This is a genomic window from Flagellimonas pelagia, assembly GCF_003584135.1.
In the GTDB taxonomy this organism is placed as follows: Bacteria; Bacteroidota; Bacteroidia; order Flavobacteriales; family Flavobacteriaceae; genus Flagellimonas; species Flagellimonas pelagia.
In genome coordinates this window covers 296,399-319,517 of record NZ_QXFI01000009.1, presented here as the reverse complement: position 1 = coordinate 319,517, position 23,119 = coordinate 296,399, and the positions used below count along the sequence as shown (strand labels likewise).

Sequence of the window (23,119 nt, the reverse complement as noted above, 5' to 3'; positions counted from 1 at the left end):
CCCTAAACTTTTCCCAACTTGTTGGTGTACAAGATTGAATTCTCCTTTATTCTCTTCGGTAAATTTTGGACCACTGCAGCCCGTCAAGAGTATAACTGAAACAGCAATGCTAAAATAGAATGGGCGCTTTTAGGATTTCATATTGGTGTATTTTGTGTTCAAAGACTGTTTTTTGGCTTTCCGTTTTTAGGATTTTTGGGAGGAATCATATAGATGCTATTTGTTTCTGGGCATTTTTACCGGCATTACTGTCCTAAACCCTAAATGCTCCATTCCCGAATCAGGACTGGTGGCCATACGGGCACTTATCCGGTAGCTGGCACAATAGGAGGCACTGCATAGGAAAGACCCGCCCTTGATCACTTTTTCCTTGGCATATGGGTTCGAGGGATTATAGGCCTCAAAAGCCCCTTTAGGGTTTTGGGTAACCTCGTTTTTGTCCGCAAGTTCCTTATAATAATTCGTGTTGTACCAGTCGCTAGTCCATTCCCAGACATTTCCGGCCATATCGTAAAGGCCAAAGTCGTTCTTGGGATAGCTCATCACGGGGGCCCTACGCTCAAATCCATCCTCTTTGGTATTGTTCAACGGAAATTCCCCTTCCCACGAATTGGCATGGGAACTCAACTGCGAGACATCGCTTCCCCAAAAGAACAGCTCGTCCTTTTTGCCTGCCCGTGCGGCATATTCCCACTCGGCCTCGGTGGGTAATCTCCTTCCCGCCCACTTACAATAGGCCAGGGCATCCTCAAGGGCAATGTGCACCACAGGCTCATTTTCCTTGTCCTTAATAGTGCTTTCCGGCCCGTTGGGATGTTTCCAATTGGCACCTATCTTCCATTCCCACCATTGCGAATAATCATATAGGTTAGTCACACTGGATTTGGTTTTTTTGAACACAAGGGACCCTGGCTGCAAAATGGAGTCATGGGGTTTGGGAGTGCCCTCTGGCAATTGTTTCTTCATTTCCTCCCAATCAATTTCCCGTTCTGCGACAGTTACGTAACCGGTCTCATCCACAAATTTGACGAACTGTTCATTGGTGACCTCATGGATGTCCATAAAAAAACCGTCAACGTGCACCTGGTGCGCCGGCTTTTCATGCATCATGGCCATTTTGTCCTTAGCGACGGCACCCTCCATAAATTCTCCACCTGGTATCCAAACCATACCTTCTGGTGCTTCGGTCGGTGAATCTGTTAATTTTGGAGGCCCCTCTATTTCTGTTATGCCAATGGATTCATTTGCTCCATCTGTTTTGGTCCTGCACCCTATCAGGAAGACAAACAGGATAATAAAAAGTGCCGATTTATGCTTTAATACCATTGTTCTTGGTTCTATGAAGATGTTTTGACCTGGACTATATGGTTAATTTCGTGTTTATAAATATTCTTGGTACAACCTTTTTCTTTTTTCGGGGGAAAGTTTCCAATATTCAACCAATGGGTTGGCTTTGACCTTTTCATAATATTCCTCAATGAATTGCCGGTTTTGGGCATCGTTGTCCCCGTATTTCACCCTTAATTGTTCAAGTTCCTTGTGAAGCTCTTTTTGGATGCTTGCATAGGATAGATCTCCATATACATTGTTCAGTTCATTAGGATCCTTTTGGAAGTCGTATAATTCCCATTTATCCAAATCATAGTAGAAATGGATCAACATGTATCTATCGGTGGTAATTCCGTAATGCCTTCTTACATCGTGCTCGGAAGGATGTTCGTAGTAGTGGTAGTAATGGGCTTTTCTCCAATCCTTAGGTGTGTTTCCCTCTAAAATGGGCAGCATGCTTTTCCCTTGCATGTCCGCTGAAATTTCGGTTTGTGCGATATCCAAAAAGGTTTCGGCAAAATCCAGATTGGAAACCAGGTCCTTATTGGTCGTTCCTGGGCTGACCTTACCGGGCAACTTTACCAGTAATGGAGTTTGCAAAGATTCCTTATACATCCATCTTTTATCAAACCAGCCGTGTTCCCCCAAATAGAATCCTTGGTCGGAGGTATAAATAACAATAGTGTTCTCATCGAGCCCAGCTTCCTTTAAATAATCCAATACTTGGCCAACCCCTTTGTCCACGCCGGCAATACAGGCCAAATAATCCCGCATGTAACGTTGATACTTAAAACGGGTCAGATTGTCTCCCTTAAGATTAGCTTTCTTGACCTTTTCGTTGATAGGCCCATAGATAGAATCCCATTTTTTCTGTTGTTCCTCTGTAAAACCAGCTTGGGGTTGGTCCGTTATTTTAATATCCTGTGCCATTTTCATGGCTTCGGAAATGGACATATAGTTCATGGCGGCTACCTCCCTGTTTCCTGAGTAATCATCGAACAAAGTCTTTGGTTCTGGAATCTCTACATTTTCATACATGCCCAACTCATTTGGTCCCGGCTGCCATGGTCTGTGTGAGGATTTGTGTCCCAAAAACAGCATAAAGGGCTGGTCATCGGATTTGATGGCGTCAATCCATTTGATGGCTTTCTCCGTAATGATTTCCGTAGTGTATCCTTCCAATTGATATTGTCCCTCATTATTGATGAAAAGGGGATTGTAATAGGATCCCTGACCTGGTAGAATGTCGATATAATCGAATCCTTTGGTCGGTTTATCGCCCAGATGTAGTTTACCGAGCACCCCGGTTTTGTATCCCGCCTGTTGGAGCAATTCACCAAAGGTTTGTTGGTCAAAGTCGAATTTGGTACCGAACCTATTGTCGATAAATCCATTTTTATGACTGTACTTGCCCGTGAGTATGGTAGCCCTTGATGGCCCACAAATAGAATTGGCAACCAGACAATTCTCAAAGAGCATGCCTTCCTTGGCAATCCGATCAATATTGGGAGTTGGTGCTACTTGGGCCAATCTACCGCCATAGGCACTGATGGCCTGATAGGCATGGTCATCACTGATAATGAAGACAATATTGGGCCTTTTTTGGTTTTCATCTTTTTGTTGGGCCTGTATTTTGGTAATGCTGAACGACCACAACATTACGAATACCAGTATGATTTGAAAAGGATTCTTCATGTTATTTTATTTAAACTTATAGATGATTTCTGTTGGCTTATATCCTATACGATGCGCATTGACTTGAATGGTCTGCCCTTTTTTGAGTGATATGTTACCACCGGTGTAAACATTCCACGGCTTGGGCACGGTCACTGTTTTTTTGTTGTTATGTGGCATTAGGTAGAAAAAGTCCCAAGTTTTTATGTCCCGTACCAAGGTGGAATCCGCTACATTGTCCTTGAATATTCGATAACCTATGGAGGCACCATCGGTGGCACATGAAAGTGTTACACCTTCCTTGCTTTTTTTTATGACTGGTTTTTCGGTCATAGGGGCATCATCCTTACCTTTCCACCACATGTTCCTGACCATTTCTTTTTCTGGAATTTTACCGGTGTCCCCAACAACTTCCAGCCAGTTAAAAAGTACTTCTTTCAACTCGTTTTTCTTGTCTTGGTATGCGGGGTCGTCTGCTAGATTGTGTACTTCGTCCGGATCTTTGGTGGTATAATAGAATTCTTCTTGCGGTTTTGGCGTATTGAACCAGTCCGAAAGGTATGGATTGGTAATCTTGCCTGCATCCCTCATATCAATGATTTCCTGCATGCTGACCATTTGTCTTCTGTAGGCCAAATCCTGGTATTTGGGCAATTCGGGATGAAAATTATAAACGTACCTAAAGGTCCCATCGGTCACAGAGCGAACTCTATCATATTTATCCGCCATTCTATCCCTGCCGGCAAATACATATTGGTTCTTTTCACTTCCCGATTTTGGGCCCAAAAATGGCTTGCCCTGCAAGTAGTCTGGAATATCAGCCCTGGCAATGGATAACATACTGGGGGCGAAATCAACGGAACTGATCAAGTCATTGTTCACGGTACCGGCCATTTCAGATCCTGGATGTTTCACAACAAATGGGATATGGGTGCCTCTCTCCAAGATTTCACGTTTCATCCAGGGCAAATTGCCTCCATGATCACTATAAAAGATCACATAACTATCATCATAGACCCCATCTTTTTTTAGTTGTTGGATCAATTCTCCCACATCACTGTCCATTTGCTCAATCCGAGTATACAAGGCAGCCTTGTCGTGCCTCATTTGTTCCGTATTCTGGTAATAAAGGGGCAGCACCATTTTAGATGGATCGTAGTAGAGGGAATCTGGAGGAGAAATGATTTGGGACTCATGCGAAATGGCAAAGTTAAAGACACTGAAGAAAGGTTGCCCAGCCTTCCTGTTTTGGTAGGAGGCACCAATACTGCTTTCGTCCCAAACGGTCACGGGCTCCTCAAATTGATAATCTTCTTTTGCGTTGTTCGATGTGTAATACCCAACTTTTCTCAGATACTCGGGAAAAGCCTTGACTTTTGGTGGTAACACGGCCGAATAGCTGGGGACCCCTTCGGGCATCAATTTTGAGTTGTTATGAGTAGTTCTCATATGGGAAGTCCCGATGGAGATCTGGTTCATTCCCGTAATGATAGAGGACCTACTTGGGGCACAGACCCCAGCAGTCGTATATACCCGCGTATACCTAACGCCATCCCTTGCCAGTGCGTCAATATTGGGAGTCCGCACAGTGGCATCCCCATAAACCCCGATATAGGGGGAAATATCTTCACAAACGATCCAAACAATATTAGATTTGGTCTGGGAAAATGTGTGCGCGGTGAAAATAAATATAAGAAGAATCGTAAATCGTTTGGTAATCGTTCTTAAAAATAATGTTACAGTATGCGAAAAAGAATCAAAAATCATGTTGTACAAGATTGGCTTCACTAATTAGAGCGATCCATTTTCCTTTTATAGACAAGATTTTGATTTTTTTTTCTAGTGTGCTACTTCAGCTAAAATGGCAATAAACTCTCATTCTTTTAAGTGAAACATTAAAATCTCATAGGGTGTCTTTCCCTTAAATGCACCTTGTGTTCTATAAAGTTATAAAAGTCTTCCCATTGTTTTATTTTCTTGTTCAAATCAACATCATCAGAATAATCTAGTAGTTGATAAAACTCTTTCTTGTCCGTGAGGTGTGATCGTTCCACCTTTCCGTGAGCTGTGGTCTTCCTGGCTCTATGTAACGGTGCTCCATGCCAAGGTCCTTCACGTGCCAATTGAACCTAGATTGGAACTCATGTCAATTGTCTGTCTGGACTGCATGGATTCGGAAAGGGAACTTATTGGCAACATAATCCATAAAGTCAATGGAACTTGACTGGTTGTGACTTTCATATACTTTCAATGCCCTGATACGCGTGTAATCATCAATGGCCGTGTACTGATATCGTTTTATCTTTTTTCCTTCGTTGGTGTGGAAAATCAAGAATTTAACATCCACTTGGACATGGTGTCCCGGAGTTTCCTTGGCGTAACGTTTAGGTCCCATCGCTTTTCTGGTAACTGCTCGTTTGAGCGGTTTGATACCGTTTCTTTTAAGGGTCCTATAAACACTTGATTCAGAAATATTGATGTCATGGTATCTTTCCAAGTACCATTTGATACGCCATGCGCCAAGTTTGTATTTCCTTCTAAGGTCCAATATCAGATCAACCGTTTTTTGATTGATTCTATTGGGGTAGGTATCCGCTTCCCTTTTTTTCCTTAAAAGACCCTCTGTCCCATACTAATCATACTTTCTTTTCCAGCTAAAGAAAGTGCTCCTGCTCACATTGAACATCTCACAGGTTTCCTTGACCTTTCCATAATCTATTGCAAAGTCCAATACCCTCAGTTTGAACTTCCATCTCAAAAGTGTCTCTTTAAATATTATCAAAATAGTACACTTTTAGTTGACGTAGTCACATACATGAACAAGTAACAGGGAGCCTTCAGGAGGTCCTACATTCTACATAAATAATATACAACCTAAAGTCTCACTTAAAGGGGAGGGATTTTCCCTGGATAAATATAATAAAATCGAGCACTTATGTATATTAGTTAATACTTAATCTGACAATCTCAATATATTAGTTTAACCCTTGAATTAGTGGAAACGCCAGACATAGTATATCATCTTCGTCGGGTCAAAGTGAGTGTAGCTGGCCAGTGAAAGTGAGCCACTTTTGATTTGTGCTGTTTGTAAAGTCCCAAAGGTCTTTTTTTGCCAAAGAGGACCATGGCGAACAAGCAGGTAGACGTGCAAAAATAAATAGATATTCAAATTCTACACCTGGGGTGTGAGCAAGCGGCGGATAAGCCAGAAGTTAGGCATCTTCCGAACACGGTGGACAAGCACATCGATTTCTCTAAGCTTTACCGCTTGACGACATATGAGGTGGAGAATATTTATACTCCTTGATGGGCTAAAATCAAGCTCTTCTGATATGAAATGACTTATTTAAAATGATTTCAATATCTTTCTTTAAAAAGTTCGAATTCTGTCCTGCCGAGGTCACTAGGTCCGAGCACCAAAAAACAAAAGAAAACCTTGCAAAATCATCGTATTTGCAAGGTTTTTTCTTTTTGTCCCTTAATCCCTTCAATAGGACAATGTATTGTAACCATTGGCCTGTAATTGCAACATTCGAATGGAGGCTGTGGGCACAGGGGTCAACCCTTCAAATAATTGGTCTGCCGTTACATCCAATTTTTTCATGGCCATACTACATACACTTACCCGGACCTTGCCCTGATATTTTTCAAAATAGGACTCCAATGCGGAACCTTTCACCAAATCGGACACAATTTTGCCCTTTACCACAATTTCAAATGCCTCAATATCGACCCCATTTTCCACTAATGCATCATACATCCCCAAAACACCTTTAAAATGGAATTCGTCACTTACACCAAAAGCATACTTGGGTGTCTTTTGTAAATCTGTAACAGTTTGTCCGTCCAGTTTCACCTGTCCGTAAGTCTCCATTGATATAAAAGCTGTAAATACACAAAGGACAATGAAAATGCGCAATGTTCCCATAATGGTTCTAAGGTTTAATTAAAGAAAGTACGTACTGCCATAAATGTACAACTATTGGCTCTCATCCCTTACAATAATGGTCTTATATACTGTTATTGGCTTACCGTACGTTGTAAAACCATCCAAGACCACCTCAAATTCCCCGGAAAGGTCGGAGGTATAGAACTCAAACTCCAAGGCATCGCCTTCCAATTCTACATGGGGTTCCCAAAACAATAGGCTCCTATAATCTGGAATGTTATCACTTACCGTTTCAACCATGTCATACCTTTGCCTATAATAATTCTTTTTGGGCTGTGGCTTTTCTATAGGCACATTGATACCGAATTGAGGGGCATAGGTTTCGTAAAAATCGCCCTCTATGGTCTTGATTATCATCATGCCCTGGTAGTCCCGGTCCGCCAATGCAAATTGATCACGGACCAAACTGATAGACTTTATCTTTCTGGCATCAAATTCCTTTATGGTTTCATGATGGGGAATAAAAACACCATCGATCAACACTATGGCCGGAAAATCATTGCTTTTTTCATTATAGGTCTGAAGATCTTGCGCTATGCGGATGTAATCGCCATCCTTGCCGTTTCTGTATCCTGCAAATTTCAGAAGTTCCACCAAGGTTTCCTGCAAAGTGGGGAAACGGGTATACTCATCCAGATCAATGGTTTCCGGAATTCCTCCATCAAAAGGATCAATGGGAAGGCCCAATAACACGGAATCAGGTTTCGCGGCAAAGAACTGGTTCTCGATTTGGTTATAAATACTTCGCTTTTTAATGATTTGAGCATACTCTGGTTTTAAGGTAAATCGACCAAATTCCAATCCGGTAAGATCCATTTTTTTGGTTTGCAACAATTCCACTTTTATGGGTTGACTCAAGTCCTTGGCCTGTATTACGGCTTGCGGCACTTTGTAATCCTTCCTCAGATAGGTATAAAAATTCCCTTGGGGATCTGTTGTAGCAAACTGCAGCAAAAACTCTTGCCCTGGGACCGATATCACCATTTTTGCATTATCCATCGGCTCCCCAGAGGCTTGGTCGGTTACTTTACCAAACAAGAGCTCACCACGTTGCTCCGGTAAAAAGAGGCTGTCGCCCACTTGTTTATCAATTTGGTTGGCAACGTTCAAATAGGCTGTTCCATACTCCATGGCATTCATACCTTGGGCGATGGGAAAAGATGACTTTTTTTGAATCCTCACCGTGAAATTGCCATAACCCAAGGGTCCCTTATAATTTCTCAGGGCCAATTTTACCTTTTCACGGGTACCAAATTGTTTTTTATCAAACCTTATTTGAATAATGGAAGAATCGGAAACCTTATTCACCTCTTGAATGCCCGAAACAGGTTCTGACTGTTCTTCCATTAAACCCTGCTGATCTACCTGATAGGGGTTGATGACGACGATATCATCCTTAAAAACCTGCTGAAGACCATTATTCTTCATCCATTGGGTATATCCAAGTAATTTGTAGTGGCCCGATGTGATCCCTGTATTGAGAAAGAAATCACCTGTTGCCAGACCTTTTTCCAACCGGATTTTCTCTTCGTACACATATTCCCCTTTTTCGTTCACCAAGGCCACATACCCTACATAACTGATATTACTGGCCTTATTGGTCTGTGCGTTGAAGCAATAAAAGGCATAATGCACATATTCCCCAACAAACACAACTGGACCGGTATGGTGAACAAAGACTTTTTCCTCAGGAAGATTTTTCAGGTTTTGAAGTTCTTCGTTATCCTTGATCACATACTGCCCTTGGGCCATCAGACCCAAGAACCCAAAAACTACAAGTATTGATAGCTGTTTTTTCATAAGCGAGTTTTAATCAATCCAGAAATCAGGTTTTATGTTAGACCCCACAATGTTACAATCCCCACAAATGGTGGGAACCACTATATATGGACCCTCACATTCACCAGGAGGATCAGAATTACCTTGATAATATTCCACCAATCCAAGCTTGATTCTTTCAATCAATGACTGAGGGCACGGAACAAGATCTGGAGGCGGTGGCCCATCCCTATCAGGATTTGGTATTACGGGAGCGGTTAAATTGTCACAATTGACGGTTCCGAAATAGGGAGGTAAGGGTTCATCAGGAAATAAATCCACAAAATTAAAATACAAACGTTGGCTTACTTCGCTACTCACATCAAAATAACCGATGACGGAGGTATTACCATCAATATCCGATACATTTCCTTCCAAAGTGCCGGGCTGAATCTGACTGAACAAAGATTCATTTTGTGAAAAAGCAATCAACCTTTCATAAAACTCATAGGACCTGGCCGAAATTCCCATTTGTTTTAATAAAATACTGTAGCGATGACTAATGATAGGATTATCCATAGCAACAAACCTGACCAATTTATGTGTTGTCGAAGAACCGGTTAAAATGTTACCATTCAACAAAACCTCTTCGTTGGAAGGATCCGTTTTATAACAAACCTGCTCTTCCCTAGCCCTAGGAACCAAACTTACATCCGGATAAAGGATATCAATGACATTGTCCTGATCGTCATAAACATATTCGTTTTCATCCCTGATTATTTCAAATTCGTAAGGCGTCCACATGGGCGCAATGATTTTATAGGTTTCCTCATAATTGTAGCGCAGTAATTTACTGCCATTGGCCGTGAACGATGCATCGACAAAAATACCAACACCTTCCACTCCTGTATCACTTACCATTTTCTCCACATATAAATCATCTATAATCGATGCTCCGGGGGGTTCCATTTCTTCGGAAACATATTCTTCGCCATCCACTGTGACCACAGATAATCGATATGAATTATTGGCAGTTGCCGCGAATGGTTGTAAGGATTCATAAGTGCCGTCTTCAGTTTCTTCAAACTGATATATGTTTCCGTTACTATCCGAAATTTGAACCTGTGCACCGCTTTCATAATCCGTACCAAGGCCATTTTTAACCAAAATAGGAGTGGTCACATTAAACAGTCTATCTTCTTCCACATTCACCGTGCTATCATTTGCCACCCTTTGCATGCGGCTTAAATAGACCTTTTGGGTTTTTTCAACATCCGTGATATTGGCTTCAACAATCAAGGTACCTTCCAAATCACCTGCGGAACTTATTTCCGATGCTGCATCAAAAGGTTCAACACAACTCATCATCAAGAACAGGACCCCCCCTACATATATGTGCCTGTAACCTATCATTCCTCCCAGAAATCTGGTTTTATGTTCGACCCCAACAAAGTACAGTCCCCGCAGATTTTTGGCAGAAAAACGTATGGTCCAGGACAGGATGCATTGGGAACCAGACTTTCATCATATGGGGAATAATAGCTCACAATCCCAGCATTTATCCGTTCAAGCAAGCCTTGAGGACAGGGATCTTGTGTTGGTTCGTTGTACAATTTTGCCGATTGGAAATTGCAATCAAACACAAATGGCGGTAATTGTTCACCCGGAAAAAAATCATCGAAATTTAAGAACAATCGTTGGTCTGAGACTCCGACAGCCTCTGCGTAGCCCAAAACGTTTTCATTTGTCCCATCTTTTCTGTGTACATTAGCATACAGTGCCCCTGGTTGAATCTGGGAAAAAATATTATCCGATTGCGAAAAGCTTTTCAGGGTCTTGTAAAAGGAGTAAGCATCGGCCGATTGCACCTGTTGTTGTACCAAGATGCTATATCGGTGTGAAATAATGAAATTGTCCTTGCCAATAAAGCGTACCATATGTTTGGAAACTTCACTTTCCGGGCTACCAGCAGTACTGAATTGATCAATGGTGGTAGATGAAACGGTGTTATAACAAATTTCATTCTGAATTTGACGTTCCACCACATCCAAATTGAAAAGAGGGGGGAAAACGGTGTTATCATACCCCGTAAGTTCAAAGTCAACTGGTCGCCAATACGGCGCCACTATCTTATAAGTCTCCTCATAAGCATAGCGGTAATACTCTGTGTTGCCTTCTTGCGGTTCGCTGTCCACATAAATGGCTATCCCTTCTTCCCCGCTATTACTAATAGCCTTTTCGGCATATACATTGGTAAACTTTGATTTTCCTTGCACAACCAATGGATCCGAGACATATTCCCGACCGTTGCTCGTCTGGATTTCCAAAATATAACCGATTCCCATCTGAAGGGCAAATGGCTGATTGGAGAGATAGATTCCCTCCGAACCCTCCGTGAACTGATATTCCACACCATTTTCTCCCAGGACACGCACCGTGGCCCCTGCCTCCATATCCACAGAATCAATGGGTAGGCTCCCCAAGGGAATATATGGGTTATAAACGGTATCTGTCTCTAGGTCCAACCGGGCATCGCTCCGACTCAGGTACACCTTTTGGGTAATCATCTCATCAGTCAACACGGCCTCCACTACCAACGTAGCGGATTGCCCATCTCCCGTAAGCGTATCAATCTCAAGTTCATCCAAACATGCCCAGCAACATGAAAGGATAATCAAAAACCATATACACCTTAACACTTTCATTCCATCCAAAAATCAGGTTCAACATTTTTCCCCAAAAGAGTGCAGTCCCCACACACCCTTGGTGTAAACAGATAGGGTCCCGGGCAAGAACTGTTGGGTGCCAGTAGCTCATCATACGGACCATAATAGCTTATTGTTCCTTGGTTCACCTGTTCTATTACGGACAATGGACAAGGATTGCCTATAGGATCGGAAGTGCAATAGGATGTGTGCGACTCCGGGGTGGACACCAAGTTGCAATTGAAAGGATAATCAGGAAGCGCTTCACCTGGAAAGAAATCATCATAATTAAAGAACAGTCTGCTTTCTGATGCCCCCACGGCCTCTACGTACCCTAGAACATTTTCATCAATCCCATCCTTTCGATGCACATTGGCATAAATGGCACCAGGTTGTACCTGTGAAAAGATATTATCCGACTGAGAAAAGCTTTTCAGGGTCTCATAAAAAGAAAAAGCTTCCGATTCTTGCACATACTGTTTTACCAAAATGCTATATCTATGGGAGATGATAAAATTATCCCTACCTATGAACCTGACCATTTTTCTTGAAATTTTTGATACTGGGCTTCCCAAAGTACTCGACTGTATAATGACATTGGAAGAAACCGTATTGTAGCACACCCTATTTTGAACTTCCCTAATGGAAATCTCCAAATCATAAGTTGGTACTGGTAGTGCGCAAGGATCATAATTTGTGAGCACAAAATCGCTTTCCACCCAATAGGGAGCAATAATTTTATAGGTTTCTTCAAAGGTATACCTATAATATTCAGAACTCCCCTGATCAGGTTCGCTATCAATAAAGATGGCCACTCCTTCCACTCCTGTATCACTTATCGCTCTTTCAGCGTATAAATTGGAAATCTGTGATGTTCCTTGAACCTTGATCGGATCGGAAACATATTCAATACCACTTTCTGTAGAAATTTCCAACTTATACTCGACTCCCATTTGCAAGGCAAATGGTTGGTTGGAAAGATAGGTCCCTTTCTCACCTTCCGCAAATTCCACTGTAGTTCCATTGGTTGCCACCACTTTTACCATAGCGTTGGATTCGACGGTAACGGAATCGAGAGGATTTATACCCAAGGGCAAATATGGATTGTAAACTGTATCGGTCTCCAAATCCAATCGGGAGTCACTCCTACTCAGGTATACTACTTGTGTCTTCAATTCATCCGATAAAATTGCCTCAACCACCAAACTCGGCTGTTCTTTTTGATCAAAACTTTCAATTTCAAGCTCTGTCACGCAGGCCGTGGCCATAATTATAAGCATCAGACCCATAAAAGATCTGTATATAATTTTTTCGCCCTCCATCAGAACTTGAAATTATAGGTTATGGAGGGAATTGGCACCCCGAAAATAGAGCTCTGTAATGCTTTGACCTCTCCATCCTCTGTCACAAAAAAGACGGAGTATGGGTTGTTCCTACCCAGTACATTGTATACCTGAAGGGTAATGAAACTATGGGCCAGCTTTTTCTTTTTATGATTTCCCTCGATGTTAATTCCCAAATCCAATCGGTAGTAATCGGGTATCCGATACTTGTTTCTATCACTAAAGACAACATAGTCAGAATTATTGAACCTAAAAGTACCCACCGGATACGTGATGGGCCTACCAGTCTGGTACGCAAAGTTCATGGAAAAGCTGAACCGCCTCGTAAGCTTATAATTGACTATTAGGCTTACATCATGGGGCTTGTCGAAGTTGGACGGAAAAAACTTCCCGTCATTTATCCGCTCTTCCGGGTATTCCCCATCAAACTTGTACAATGACCTGGAATAAGTATAGCTAAGCCAACCATTAAGAATACCTTTGTTCTTTTTCAGCAGGAATTCAACACCATACGCTTTTCCCTCACCTTGCAATACTTCGGTCTCTACATTCTCATTAAGTAAAAGATCGGCTCCAGTCTTGAAATCAAGTACATCATCCATACGCTTGTAGTACCCCTCCAAACTCAACTCATACATATTCTCCTCAAAGTTTTTATAAAACCCCAAGGTGGCCTGATAACCCTTTTGAGGTTTGATGTTCAAATCGGACAATTTCCAAGTATCGATGGGCGACACGGTTGTATTGTTTGAAAGCGTGTGGATAAATTGATAGGCGTTATTAAAACTGGCCTTTACCGAAAAATCGGGAGTAATGAGATATCTGGCAGAAACCCTAGCCTCTGGTCCACCATAGGTCTTAATGAATTCTCCACTGCCATAACTGATTGTATCTTGAACGGTTGATTCATTTCTAGGAGCTCCTTCCTCATAAGTGTTTTGGGTAGCCTTGCCCATGGCAGAGTAAAACATATACCTAGCACCCAAACTCAATAACAGCCTATCCGAAACCTTAAACTCATCCCCTAGGAACAACGCACCTTCCAAGGCCTGTTCTTCTTCAATATCCACAGGAGCAACATTGGAGTCGTTCCCTTTTGGATCGATACTCCCTGGGTTCACAGAATAATATTTTGCCGTCAAGCCGTAATCCAGTGTATGTTTGTCATTCAAACGGGTTCGTAACTTGTACTTCAGTTCAGACTCATTGATGGCGTAATCCAATTCAAAATCATTATTGCCCTCGCTTTCGTAATCGACTCCAAAATTATAGTCACTATTACCGGCAGTCAGGACACCGTTTGTCCTTTCACTCAACTTATGGGCCCAACGAACGGAAAATAACCTGTTGCTGTAATTGTAGAGGGAATCCGAAGTGATACTGAATTTGTCCTTACTATAGTATGCTGTACCTCTCACCTCGCTGTTTTCATCAAATCTGTGGTGATACTTTACGATACCATCAAAGAAAGAGGCTTCACTATTGCTCAGGGATTCATCATCCAAGGAACGTAAAATCCAATCGGCATAGGCTCCCCTTCCACCGACCACCAATGAGGATTTTTCTTTTTTCAATGGGATTTCCAATGCCAAATTACCCGTAACGGGACCAATGGAACCCTCTCCTGATATTTTTTCCACGTTACCATTTTTGGTTTCAATATCAAACACGGATGAAAGCCGTCCGCCAAACTCAACGGGTGCCGCTCCTTTGTATATGTTCACCTTTTCCGTGGTGAAGGGGTTAAGGGCCTGAAAAATGCCAAAAAAATGGGTAGGGTTATAAATTACGGCATCATCCAAAAGAACTAGGTTCTGATCTGTTTTCCCGCCTCGAACATTCAACCCGGATGCTCCTTCACCTGCAGATGAAATCCCGGGCAGGGCCTTCGCCACCTCTAAAATATTCCGTTCCCCCAGTACCAAGGGGATATTCTTGGATTCTTCAGATTCTATTTCCTCACTACTCGTAATGGCTTCTTCAACATTGCTCACGGCATCCGCTTCCACCACAACTTCATCCAACTGCTCCAAGCTTTCACCCAGGTTCAGGTTCAAACTGCCATCATTGTACATGATCACTTCCCGTTCCGAGTCCTTGATACCCATGGCACTTGTGGTAATCACGTTGTAACCGGCGGGCAACTCCATGTTATAGTTTCCCTGTTCATCCGTAATGGCCATTGTTCCCCTACCCTTTATCCTGATGGCAAGATCCGGAATGGGTTCTCCTGTCCTTGCATTGATCGCCTTACCTGATAACGAATAAGACTCCCTCAAATCCTGTCTGTCCGCTTTTCCTATACGCACCAATGGCAACCTATCGGTGGTTTGAGCATTGGTCTCAGCAAAAAAAGCGGGAGGTGGGGCGTTTTGTGGGCTGATTGTATTTTGACCTTGAACCAATGAGTCCTGCTTCCCAAAAAAACCTAAGGGCAAATCGTCATATATGATACCGTTCTGTAGTAAGAAAATGCGTTTCTCATTTTCTAATACATAGTAATTGAGATTGGTCTCAGAAAGAATGGAATCCAAGATCTCGGTTAGGGTTGCATCTACAAAATCTTTATCGACATGGAGCCCATCAACCCAATCTTTCAGATAAAAAAGCTTGTATCCGGATTTTTCCTCAAGCTCCGCAAAAAATTCTGTCTGGCTCTTTTCTTCTCCCGAAACCGTAATGGGAACATCTTGGGAAAATACCATTTGTGTCAGAAAAAGCAAAGGCAACAGGTATACCCAATCTTTAACTGTAATAAGGTAATTGTATAGTGTGCTCAAGGTATGGTTAGTTTTTTATTGACAACAATTTAACAAAAAACATTTAGGTTGATTAAATTAGTACATCAATAAATAACAGAAACAACATGGTTATTTGACATTTATGATTTTTTTGCGTCAAAAAATAGAAGCTCCTATCCTAAACCGATTCTCCATCACCAAATTGATAACCCTGAAACCAACCCTTATGAAAAACATTCCATCAAAAGTTTTCTTCCTTTTGTGTTTTCTGGCCACATTCATTGGAAAGGCCCAAATTGAAAAAGCCCCCAACCGTGCAGAAGGAGATGGACCTTGGTCCCAACTTATCATTAGAGGTGTAACCGTTATTGATGGCACCCTATCACCACCTATTGGACCAGTGGACATAGTGGTAGAGAACAACCGAATCGCTTCTGTCCAAGTAGTCGGTTTTCCGGGAATGGATATCAATCCCGACCGACGCCCCAAACTCAAACCTGGCGGAAAAGAACTCAATGCCCAAGGAATGTATTTGCTACCTGGCTTTGTGGATACCCATGCCCATATAGGAGGCACTACCCAAGGAACCCCTGCAGAGTATATTTTTAAACTATGGATGGCACATGGAATAACCACTATTTGCGACCCAGGTTCGGGCAACGGAATCGATTGGGTCTTGGACCAAAAAAAGAAAAGCGAAAAAAATGAGATTACCGCTCCAAGAATTATGGCCTACACTTGGTTTGGCAGTAGTTTGAACGGGGAAAAAGGTAGAGGTGACATCACCACACCTGAAGCTGCAAGGGAATGGGTACGGGAAAATGCCAAAAAAGGTGCAGACGGCATCAAATTTGGTGGTGGACTCCCAGAGGTCATGCAAGCGGCTTTGGAGGAAAACAAAAAATTGGGACTACGCTCCAAAACCCATCATGCCCAATTGTATGTGGGTCGTTGGAATGTTTTGAACAGTGCCCGAGCCGGGCTGACTTCTATGGAACATTGGTACGGGCTCCCAGAAGCCATGTTCGATGATAGGACCGTTCAAAACTATTCCCTGGACTATAACTATCAAAATGAGCAAGACCGTTTCGGGGAGGCAGGCCAACTCTGGGCCCAAGCTGCCAAACCGTATTCCAAAAAATGGAACGAGGTCATGGATGAACTCATTTCCCTCGATTTTACCATATCTCCCACTATGGTCATTTATGAGGCAAACCGGGATTTGCAACGAGCTCGCCGCGCGGAATGGCACGAAACATACACACTGCCTTCCCTATGGGATTTTTATGCCCCCAGCAGACAATCCCATGGATCATATTGGCATTTTTGGGGAACCGAACAGGAGATTGCATGGAAAGAGAATTATAAACTTTGGATGACCTTCTTGAACGAGTACAAAAATCGTGGTGGTCGAGTGACCGTCGGTACCGATGCCGGGTTTATCTATCAACTATACGGTTTTGCCTACCCTAGGGAAATGGAACTTTTGCGTGAAGCAGGTTTCCATCCCTTGGAAGTAATCAAGGCGGCAACCTTGAACGGGGCCGAAGCCTTGGGAATGGACAATCAGATTGGCACCATTAAAGTGGGCAAATTGGCCGATTTTGTCATTGTTGAGGAAAATCCCTTGGAGAACCTAAAAGTATTGTACGGTACAGGTGCCATTAAACTTAAGGAAGATAACACCGTAGCCCGAGTTGGCGGTGTCAAATATACCATCAAGGATGGAATCATATATGACGCCAAGCAATTGTTGGAGGATGTCAAAGAAATAGTGGATGAAGCAAAGGCAAAGGACAATTATAAAATCCTACAACCTGGAGTGAAAGGATAACTTCTAAGGTTTATAGCCTACAAAAATTTCGATTATAAAAGTTGCGGCGCACTCTCATGCGCCGCAACTTTTTTAGAATACCTTGCCCAATGCATTACTGACCTTTTCCCATCCTGCTTTGCTCGCACGGAGCTTGGAACTTTCCTGCTCAATGTGCACAAACCTACCTGTAGTTCCGGTTGCCTCCACACTACAAGGGTTTGGCGACCCATTGATGAAACGACCTTGGGTGTTATCAAATGCCGCATACCGGGTCCAATTGGCATCCAAATGGGGAATTTTAAAGGTCAAGGTATTATCCTCTTCCAACAGCGCATTTTTAATCAGGGAAACGTAATCTTTGGCCGGGGTTTTATTGGTTCCATTACTCATGATCACATAAGGATCGGAAGCCTCCTTGGAAAATCCATGCAGTTGTACAAAAACACTGCTTGGCAATTCATTGTACATGATCTCCGTGGTTCTTTGAAATGTGGAATAAATATTATGGGGAACATCGGATACTCGATATGGGGCATAATTGGAACTACAAGCTTTTGTAGTACCTGAACATTCCGTAGGTTCTTCCCGATTGCACCTGTGGGCCCCACTTATGAATAGGGCCTTGGCTACGTTCTGCCTAAAAACATAGGCGGCCTGATACCCTGTATTCTGGTCATGTAAAATATGGGGCGCAGCCAACACCAAATTTTGCTTTTTCGGAGTTTTACTGAATACAAAAGTTCCCCAATAATTGGTTCGGATGCTGAACTCCTTCAAAATATAATATACTTGGTTGGGGGTGGATTCCGTATCGGCAAATTCCACAACTTGATAATTTAAGTAGACTGCTTGTGCCACGGCTTCTTCAATATTGTCCTCCAAGATTGCGTGAATGATGAGGCCCCATTGATCTAGATCATTATCAGTCGGCACCTTGTAATTATTGCCCGAAACTCCGGGAACGGCGTCCATTAGGGCTCCCAAATAAACCTCAAGGTTTCCAGAATCGTATTGAAGTTCTGCTGTCAACAGTTCCATGGTTGAAACCTCCAAGGGGTCGCTCAGCTCCGAAGCATTGCCTGCGGCATCATTGGCCTGAATTTGATAAATATAGGTTCTACCGGGATCCAACCCTTCCAATGCATACGAAGCTTTTCCTGAACCTACTAAAAACTGGTTGTCCTGATACAGCCAATAGTTCTTCACCTTCACGTTGTCCGTTGCAGGTTCCCAGGTTAAATCCAGTGAACGCTGGGTGATATTGGTTGCAGTTAGTCCCGTTGGTTTTGTTGGAGACTCGGCATCCACTTCCGACACTTGGCTTTCATCATTATTGGAGGAACAGGAAATGGCTGCCATAGCCATGAACAACACATAGGTTTTAAGTAGGTTTTTAAGATAGGGATTCGTTTTCATAGTCATTCTTTTTTTAAAATTCTTCCATTCAAATTTTCAGTGAAAGTTCCGTTATCAATTACCATTTTTCCATTGATGATACTATATCTCAATCCCTCGGATAACTGAAAGGCATCCTCGTAATCCGCCTTGTCGCCAAAGGTTTCCGGGTCAAAAATGATGATATCGGCATAGTTGCCCACAACAAGGGAACCACGTTTTTTTATTCGGAATATTTGGGCTGTTTTTGAGGAGCTGCGATTAATGAAATCAGCCAATTTGATAGCCCCGCCCTTCACATAATATTTATATTTTCTGGGAAATGTGCCATATTTTCTTGGGTGTCCCGTGTTCCCGTCGGAAGCTGTGACCACCCATTCCTGTTTCATGAAATTTTCCACATCATAGGGATCCATACTGAAGGAGGCTACCCTTGCATATCCTTTTTTTAGGACTTCATAAACGGTTTCATTGGGTGGCAATCCCATAGATTCGGAGAGTTCCTTTAATGTTTTGCCAACAAAATTCTTTTGTCCTGCATTGACAATCAATAATTTTTCAGGACCTCCCCTCAGTTCGATATTTTGTTGCGTCTCATCCAATATCCATGACCTCTGATTGGCATCTTCATATCGAATGAACAGGGAATCCTTTCCCCCACTTTCTGCCCATCGAGGCACAACGGCTGCCTGCAATCCGGTGGCGCTGGCCAAATAGGGATATTGACTTGCGGTTACTTCCAATCCACTCTTGATGGCATTGTCGATAATTTGGATAATGGAATCACTTTGTTTCCAGACCTTTTTCCCTAAACATTTGATGTGGGATATGTGTACGGACATCCCAGACTCCTTGCCTATTTCAATGGCTTCCTTTACCGAAGTTGCCAATCCAATGGAATAGGTTCCTTCATCCCGTAAATGAGTATCATAAATGCCATGGTACTTGGCCACCACCTTACCCAACTCGATTATTTCTTCCGTTGTGGCGTAACTTCCCGGAGCATAAAAAAGCCCTGTGGACATCCCAAATGCGCCAGATTGCATCTCCTGGCGTAGCAATGCTTTCATTCGTTCCAATTCACCATGGTTGGGTTGCCTGTCCACTTTTCCGATTACCTGTTCCCGAATGGTACCTTGCCCCACCAAGAAAACCACATTGGTTCCAATGCCATGCTCCCTATACAAGTTTGCATATTTTGAAATTGGATAAGGACTGCTACCATCATTACCAACAACCACAGTTGTTATTCCTTGATAGAGAAAAGGTTTATTATAGGATTCTTTTGGATTTTCCAAATCCCTATCGGCATGGGTATGTGGGTCGATGAATCCCGGTGCAACCATCAATCCCGTGGCATCAATGGTAGTTTTTGCTGAAAAATGTACCTCATCCTGACTTCCGATATAAGCAATGGTATCTTCTTTTATGGCAATGGACACCAGTTGTGGATTCGTGCCGAGCCCGTCGTATACCATGCCATTTTTGATCAGGATATCCATTTCCTCATCTTTGGGTTTACATCCTCCCAAACAAACCAAAGCGATCAATATTAATATTGGAATTTTCATGGTTTATGATTCAACATTGAGCCAGGCTTGGGTTATTGCTCTTCTTGAGCCTCATAGATAATGATGTTATCCAAATCGAAGGATTCTGGGGTGGCACCCGATTGGATTTGGATGACCAGCTGATAGGACCGAATCCCTTTTTGGTAACCACTATCAATTTTTAGCCACTGACCTGCACTATTTTCCGTTTCGTTACTGAAAATACTGGCTAGCTCCAAAACGCCACTATCATCATCCGTGGTGATGTTGGCATAGGCATGTAGCCCATCCAATTCTTCCCAACCGGTAACCCCAAAAAAGATTTCAAATGACACCCCGGAATCTTCTTGTCCCGCTGGCACATGTACTGTATCAAAGGTGATTCTTATGGCTCCATCGGCATCCTCCGAATGGAACCCTTGAATCCCATCCGGATATGCCTCATAATCTTCCAGTAGCGAAAACACACCGATACGTTCTTCGGAAAAACCTAAACTGCTAGTACTTATATCGGTAATGGCAATGTATTCGGAATCAAATCCCAATTCATCATCTTTACCAGTGCCCTTTGCCATATAATCCACAAAAGGCGGGGTTTCACCATTCATAAGATCCAAGGTTTCATCATTGTCGCCATTCCGTACATAAACGGCATCTTCCAGACCAATGGGAACCTCTTCAAATGAAGTTCCTCTGATTTTCACTCCTTCAGGTTGAAAAAAAGTAAAGGAAAAATCCATAGCGTTGTGATGACCAGAAAATTTCAACCTATCGGTAGTATCACCACCCTGATTGATATTGTTGACATCATAATTTGGAGACCGACCATCGAAAACACCTGTTGGAGTGGTCACCACGGCCGTAAAGGTAATTTTGTCGTTCAGGTCAACGTCATCAATGGTCAACCCAAATTTTGCAAGAATCTCAGGAATGGTAAATGAAATAGTAGCGGGAAAGGAACTGATATCCACCAAGGTTTCTGTTTCCAAATCCCCAAAAGCAGCTTTTAAGGTATAATTGGTTGCATTTTCATTGGGATCATAGAGGGTTCCGGTGAACGATTCCGTGTCGAGTTTCAAAATATTGAAACTCAGGTCAGGCTCCTCGGCAAAGGCAATATATCCACCGTGAAAAGTAATGTCCTCCAATGTGTTGTAATCCTTTGTACAACCCAAAACCAATACTAAACCGATAATAATTCTCAAATTCTTCTTCATGGTCATTTGGTTTTCAGATTATTTAATGAAACCTTCGGGGTTAGTGTCCCAAAAGACACGTTCCGTATTTTTCTTTTGTTTTATGAAAGGGTTCACCTCCACCTCATTCGCAGAATAGGGAAAGCTTCTGGGGAAAGTGGGGTTGTTATCATCGATGGGAACTTCTATATTGGAAGGATAACCCGTACGCCTGTAAAAGTTATAGGCCTCAATGGAATTCCCGAATGCTGCCAGATAATATTCGGTAATGATGATGTCCAATCTTTCCTCATCCGACGCGGCATTGGCATAATTGGTCATTACTTCTTCCACATAGGCATCCACACTTTCCTCCGTTGCCAAAAAATCCGATTTGATATCTTCAAAAGCCAAAACCTTATGCATGGAAGCGCGAATGGCCTGTTCCAAAAGTTCGGCCGGATCGCCGTTGGTCCCAAGGGTCAATGCAGATTCTGCGGATAAAAACTTCACAAAAGAGGTGGTCAATAAGGGAAGGATACCTGTCCCGTTCAAATTGGTACTTTTTGCTGCCGTAACAAATTGATCCTCATCAAAAGCGCCGCCTGCCGGATAAAGCCCGTAGACTGTTCTTTCCTTGTTGTCACCATAACCTGTGCGACTTTCCCCATGATCCAGGCCCCTGTAATATTCTCCCAAATAGCAATACACCACGTTGGGTTCATCCATACAGGTATTGTAGGGAATGATCAACGGGTCGGCAGCCGCTTGGCGATATAAATAATATCGGATTCGGGGATCTTTTTGGCTTTTGGAGTCTTTCAACATGTACATAAAATAGTTGCCCATGTACTGCCCGAAATCGCTCACATATCCTCTTTGGAAATAGGGATGCCTGCTTTCGGGTTCCACCACGTTGGCATAGGTATATTGAAAATCCTCTTCTTCGGTGTCTATCAAATTTCCCTCTAAAAGTGCATTGATCTCTGCAACCGGATTGGCGATACCAATAGAAGAGCTATTCAAGCGGGTCTGGACCAAAATCCTCAGTTTTAACGACTGGGCAAAGGCAATCCACTTTTCCTTGTCGCTATCGTAAAATAAGTCCGTGGAAAATTTGAAAGTGGATGCTTCAATGTCCAAAATGGCTTGGTCTATGTCCTCCAAAACGCTCATGTAAACATCTTCCCCATCATCCAATCGTGCATTGGGAAATTCGGATGGATTCACCGCCTGGAAATAGGGTATCTTCCCCACATAATCCACCATGGTGATGGTCATATACCCTACCAACAACTTATTGATGGCATTATGGAGCAACAGCGTTTCGTCCCCCTCCGCCAATTCAGAAATGGTCCTGGAATTGTTCAATGCCTCAAAATACCCTTCCCATTCCTTACTGGAACTACCGTCCAGCACATCCACTGAAACAATAGAAGGATAAGTATCGGTCATGGCCTCGTAACGCATAACATCATCGGTATTCAAGATCATGTTGCCCATAAAATGCTGGAATCGATACTGAATCTCATTCAACAGATATTCGGGATCGGCACTTTCGGGTGTCAAATAATTTGGATTCTCCTGCAAATCAAAGTTGGAAACCTCGCACCCAAAAACCAAAAGGGACACGCAAGCCATTTTTCCAATAAATTTTCCTGTTCTATGCATTTCTTAATCTTTT

The 23,119-nt window shown here is 42.7% G+C and carries 14 protein-coding genes and 1 pseudogene; 1 reads left to right on the top strand and 14 read right to left on the bottom strand.

The features are described from left to right. Positions 1-216: 216 nt before the first annotated feature. The 10 genes and pseudogenes from D2V05_RS03210 to D2V05_RS03165 all read right to left on the bottom strand — a co-directional run bounded on the left by D2V05_RS03210 (position 217) and on the right by D2V05_RS03165 (position 15,538). Entirely contained in the window at positions 217-1,326 is a 1,110-nt protein-coding gene (locus D2V05_RS03210; protein ID WP_036379437.1) for a formylglycine-generating enzyme family protein, read from the bottom strand. Positions 1,327-1,380: 54 nt separating this feature from the next. Further along, complete coding sequence (locus D2V05_RS03205; protein ID WP_036379439.1) at positions 1,381-3,024, bottom strand: sulfatase family protein; 1,644 nt, start codon at positions 3,022-3,024, stop codon at positions 1,381-1,383. 6 nt (positions 3,025-3,030) lie between these two features. Continuing rightward, a complete protein-coding gene (locus tag D2V05_RS03200; protein WP_051947148.1) occupies positions 3,031-4,770 on the bottom strand; it encodes a sulfatase family protein in 1,740 nt (579 codons plus the stop codon). A gap of 108 nt (positions 4,771-4,878) precedes the next feature. Further along, positions 4,879-5,761, bottom strand: a pseudogene (locus D2V05_RS03195) (IS481 family transposase). Positions 5,762-6,490: 729 nt separating this feature from the next. After that, complete coding sequence (locus tag D2V05_RS03190; RefSeq protein WP_119646113.1) at positions 6,491-6,931, bottom strand: DsrE family protein; 441 nt, start codon at positions 6,929-6,931, stop codon at positions 6,491-6,493. Between the two features lie 51 nt (positions 6,932-6,982). Further along, positions 6,983-8,752 (bottom strand): hypothetical protein, encoded by a 1,770-nt coding sequence (locus tag D2V05_RS03185; protein WP_147378213.1) that lies wholly within the window; start codon positions 8,750-8,752, stop codon positions 6,983-6,985. Between the two features lie 9 nt (positions 8,753-8,761). After that, positions 8,762-10,123: a DUF4249 domain-containing protein gene (locus tag D2V05_RS03180; RefSeq protein ID WP_119646111.1), complete on the bottom strand. Its 1,362-nt coding sequence runs from the start codon at positions 10,121-10,123 to the stop codon at positions 8,762-8,764. After that, a complete protein-coding gene (locus D2V05_RS03175) occupies positions 10,120-11,415 on the bottom strand; it encodes a DUF4249 domain-containing protein (protein WP_119646110.1) in 1,296 nt (431 codons plus the stop codon). The genes D2V05_RS03180 and D2V05_RS03175 overlap by 4 nt, the downstream gene beginning before the upstream one ends. Further along, positions 11,412-12,704: a DUF4249 domain-containing protein gene (locus D2V05_RS03170; RefSeq protein ID WP_235855370.1), complete on the bottom strand. Its 1,293-nt coding sequence runs from the start codon at positions 12,702-12,704 to the stop codon at positions 11,412-11,414. Before D2V05_RS03170 ends, D2V05_RS03175 begins: the two co-directional genes overlap by 4 nt. Before the next feature lie 32 nt (positions 12,705-12,736). Beyond that, complete coding sequence (locus D2V05_RS03165; protein ID WP_235855369.1) at positions 12,737-15,538, bottom strand: TonB-dependent receptor; 2,802 nt, start codon at positions 15,536-15,538, stop codon at positions 12,737-12,739. Positions 15,539-15,725: 187 nt separating this feature from the next. Between D2V05_RS03165 and D2V05_RS03160 the strand changes: the two genes are divergently transcribed. Continuing rightward, positions 15,726-17,333, top strand: a complete 1,608-nt coding sequence (locus D2V05_RS03160) for an amidohydrolase family protein (protein ID WP_119646127.1) — start codon at positions 15,726-15,728, stop codon at positions 17,331-17,333. Positions 17,334-17,405: 72 nt separating this feature from the next. On the opposite strand, the gene D2V05_RS03155 is transcribed toward D2V05_RS03160, so the two are convergent. The 4 genes from D2V05_RS03155 to D2V05_RS03140 are packed head-to-tail and all read right to left on the bottom strand — an operon-like array spanning position 17,406 to position 23,106. Next, complete coding sequence (locus tag D2V05_RS03155; RefSeq protein ID WP_183114774.1) at positions 17,406-18,731, bottom strand: fibronectin type III domain-containing protein; 1,326 nt, start codon at positions 18,729-18,731, stop codon at positions 17,406-17,408. A 2-nt stretch (positions 18,732-18,733) separates the two neighbouring features. After that, the gene (locus tag D2V05_RS03150; RefSeq protein ID WP_119646106.1) at positions 18,734-20,281 is read right to left on the bottom strand and encodes an N-acyl-D-amino-acid deacylase family protein; all 1,548 of its coding nucleotides are present in this window, start codon (positions 20,279-20,281) and stop codon (positions 18,734-18,736) included. Positions 20,282-20,313: 32 nt separating this feature from the next. Further along, positions 20,314-21,477 (bottom strand): hypothetical protein, encoded by a 1,164-nt coding sequence (locus D2V05_RS03145; RefSeq protein ID WP_147378212.1) that lies wholly within the window; start codon positions 21,475-21,477, stop codon positions 20,314-20,316. A gap of 18 nt (positions 21,478-21,495) precedes the next feature. Continuing rightward, positions 21,496-23,106, bottom strand: a complete 1,611-nt coding sequence (locus D2V05_RS03140; protein ID WP_119646104.1) for a SusD/RagB family nutrient-binding outer membrane lipoprotein — start codon at positions 23,104-23,106, stop codon at positions 21,496-21,498. Between the last annotated feature and the right edge of the window lie 13 nt (positions 23,107-23,119).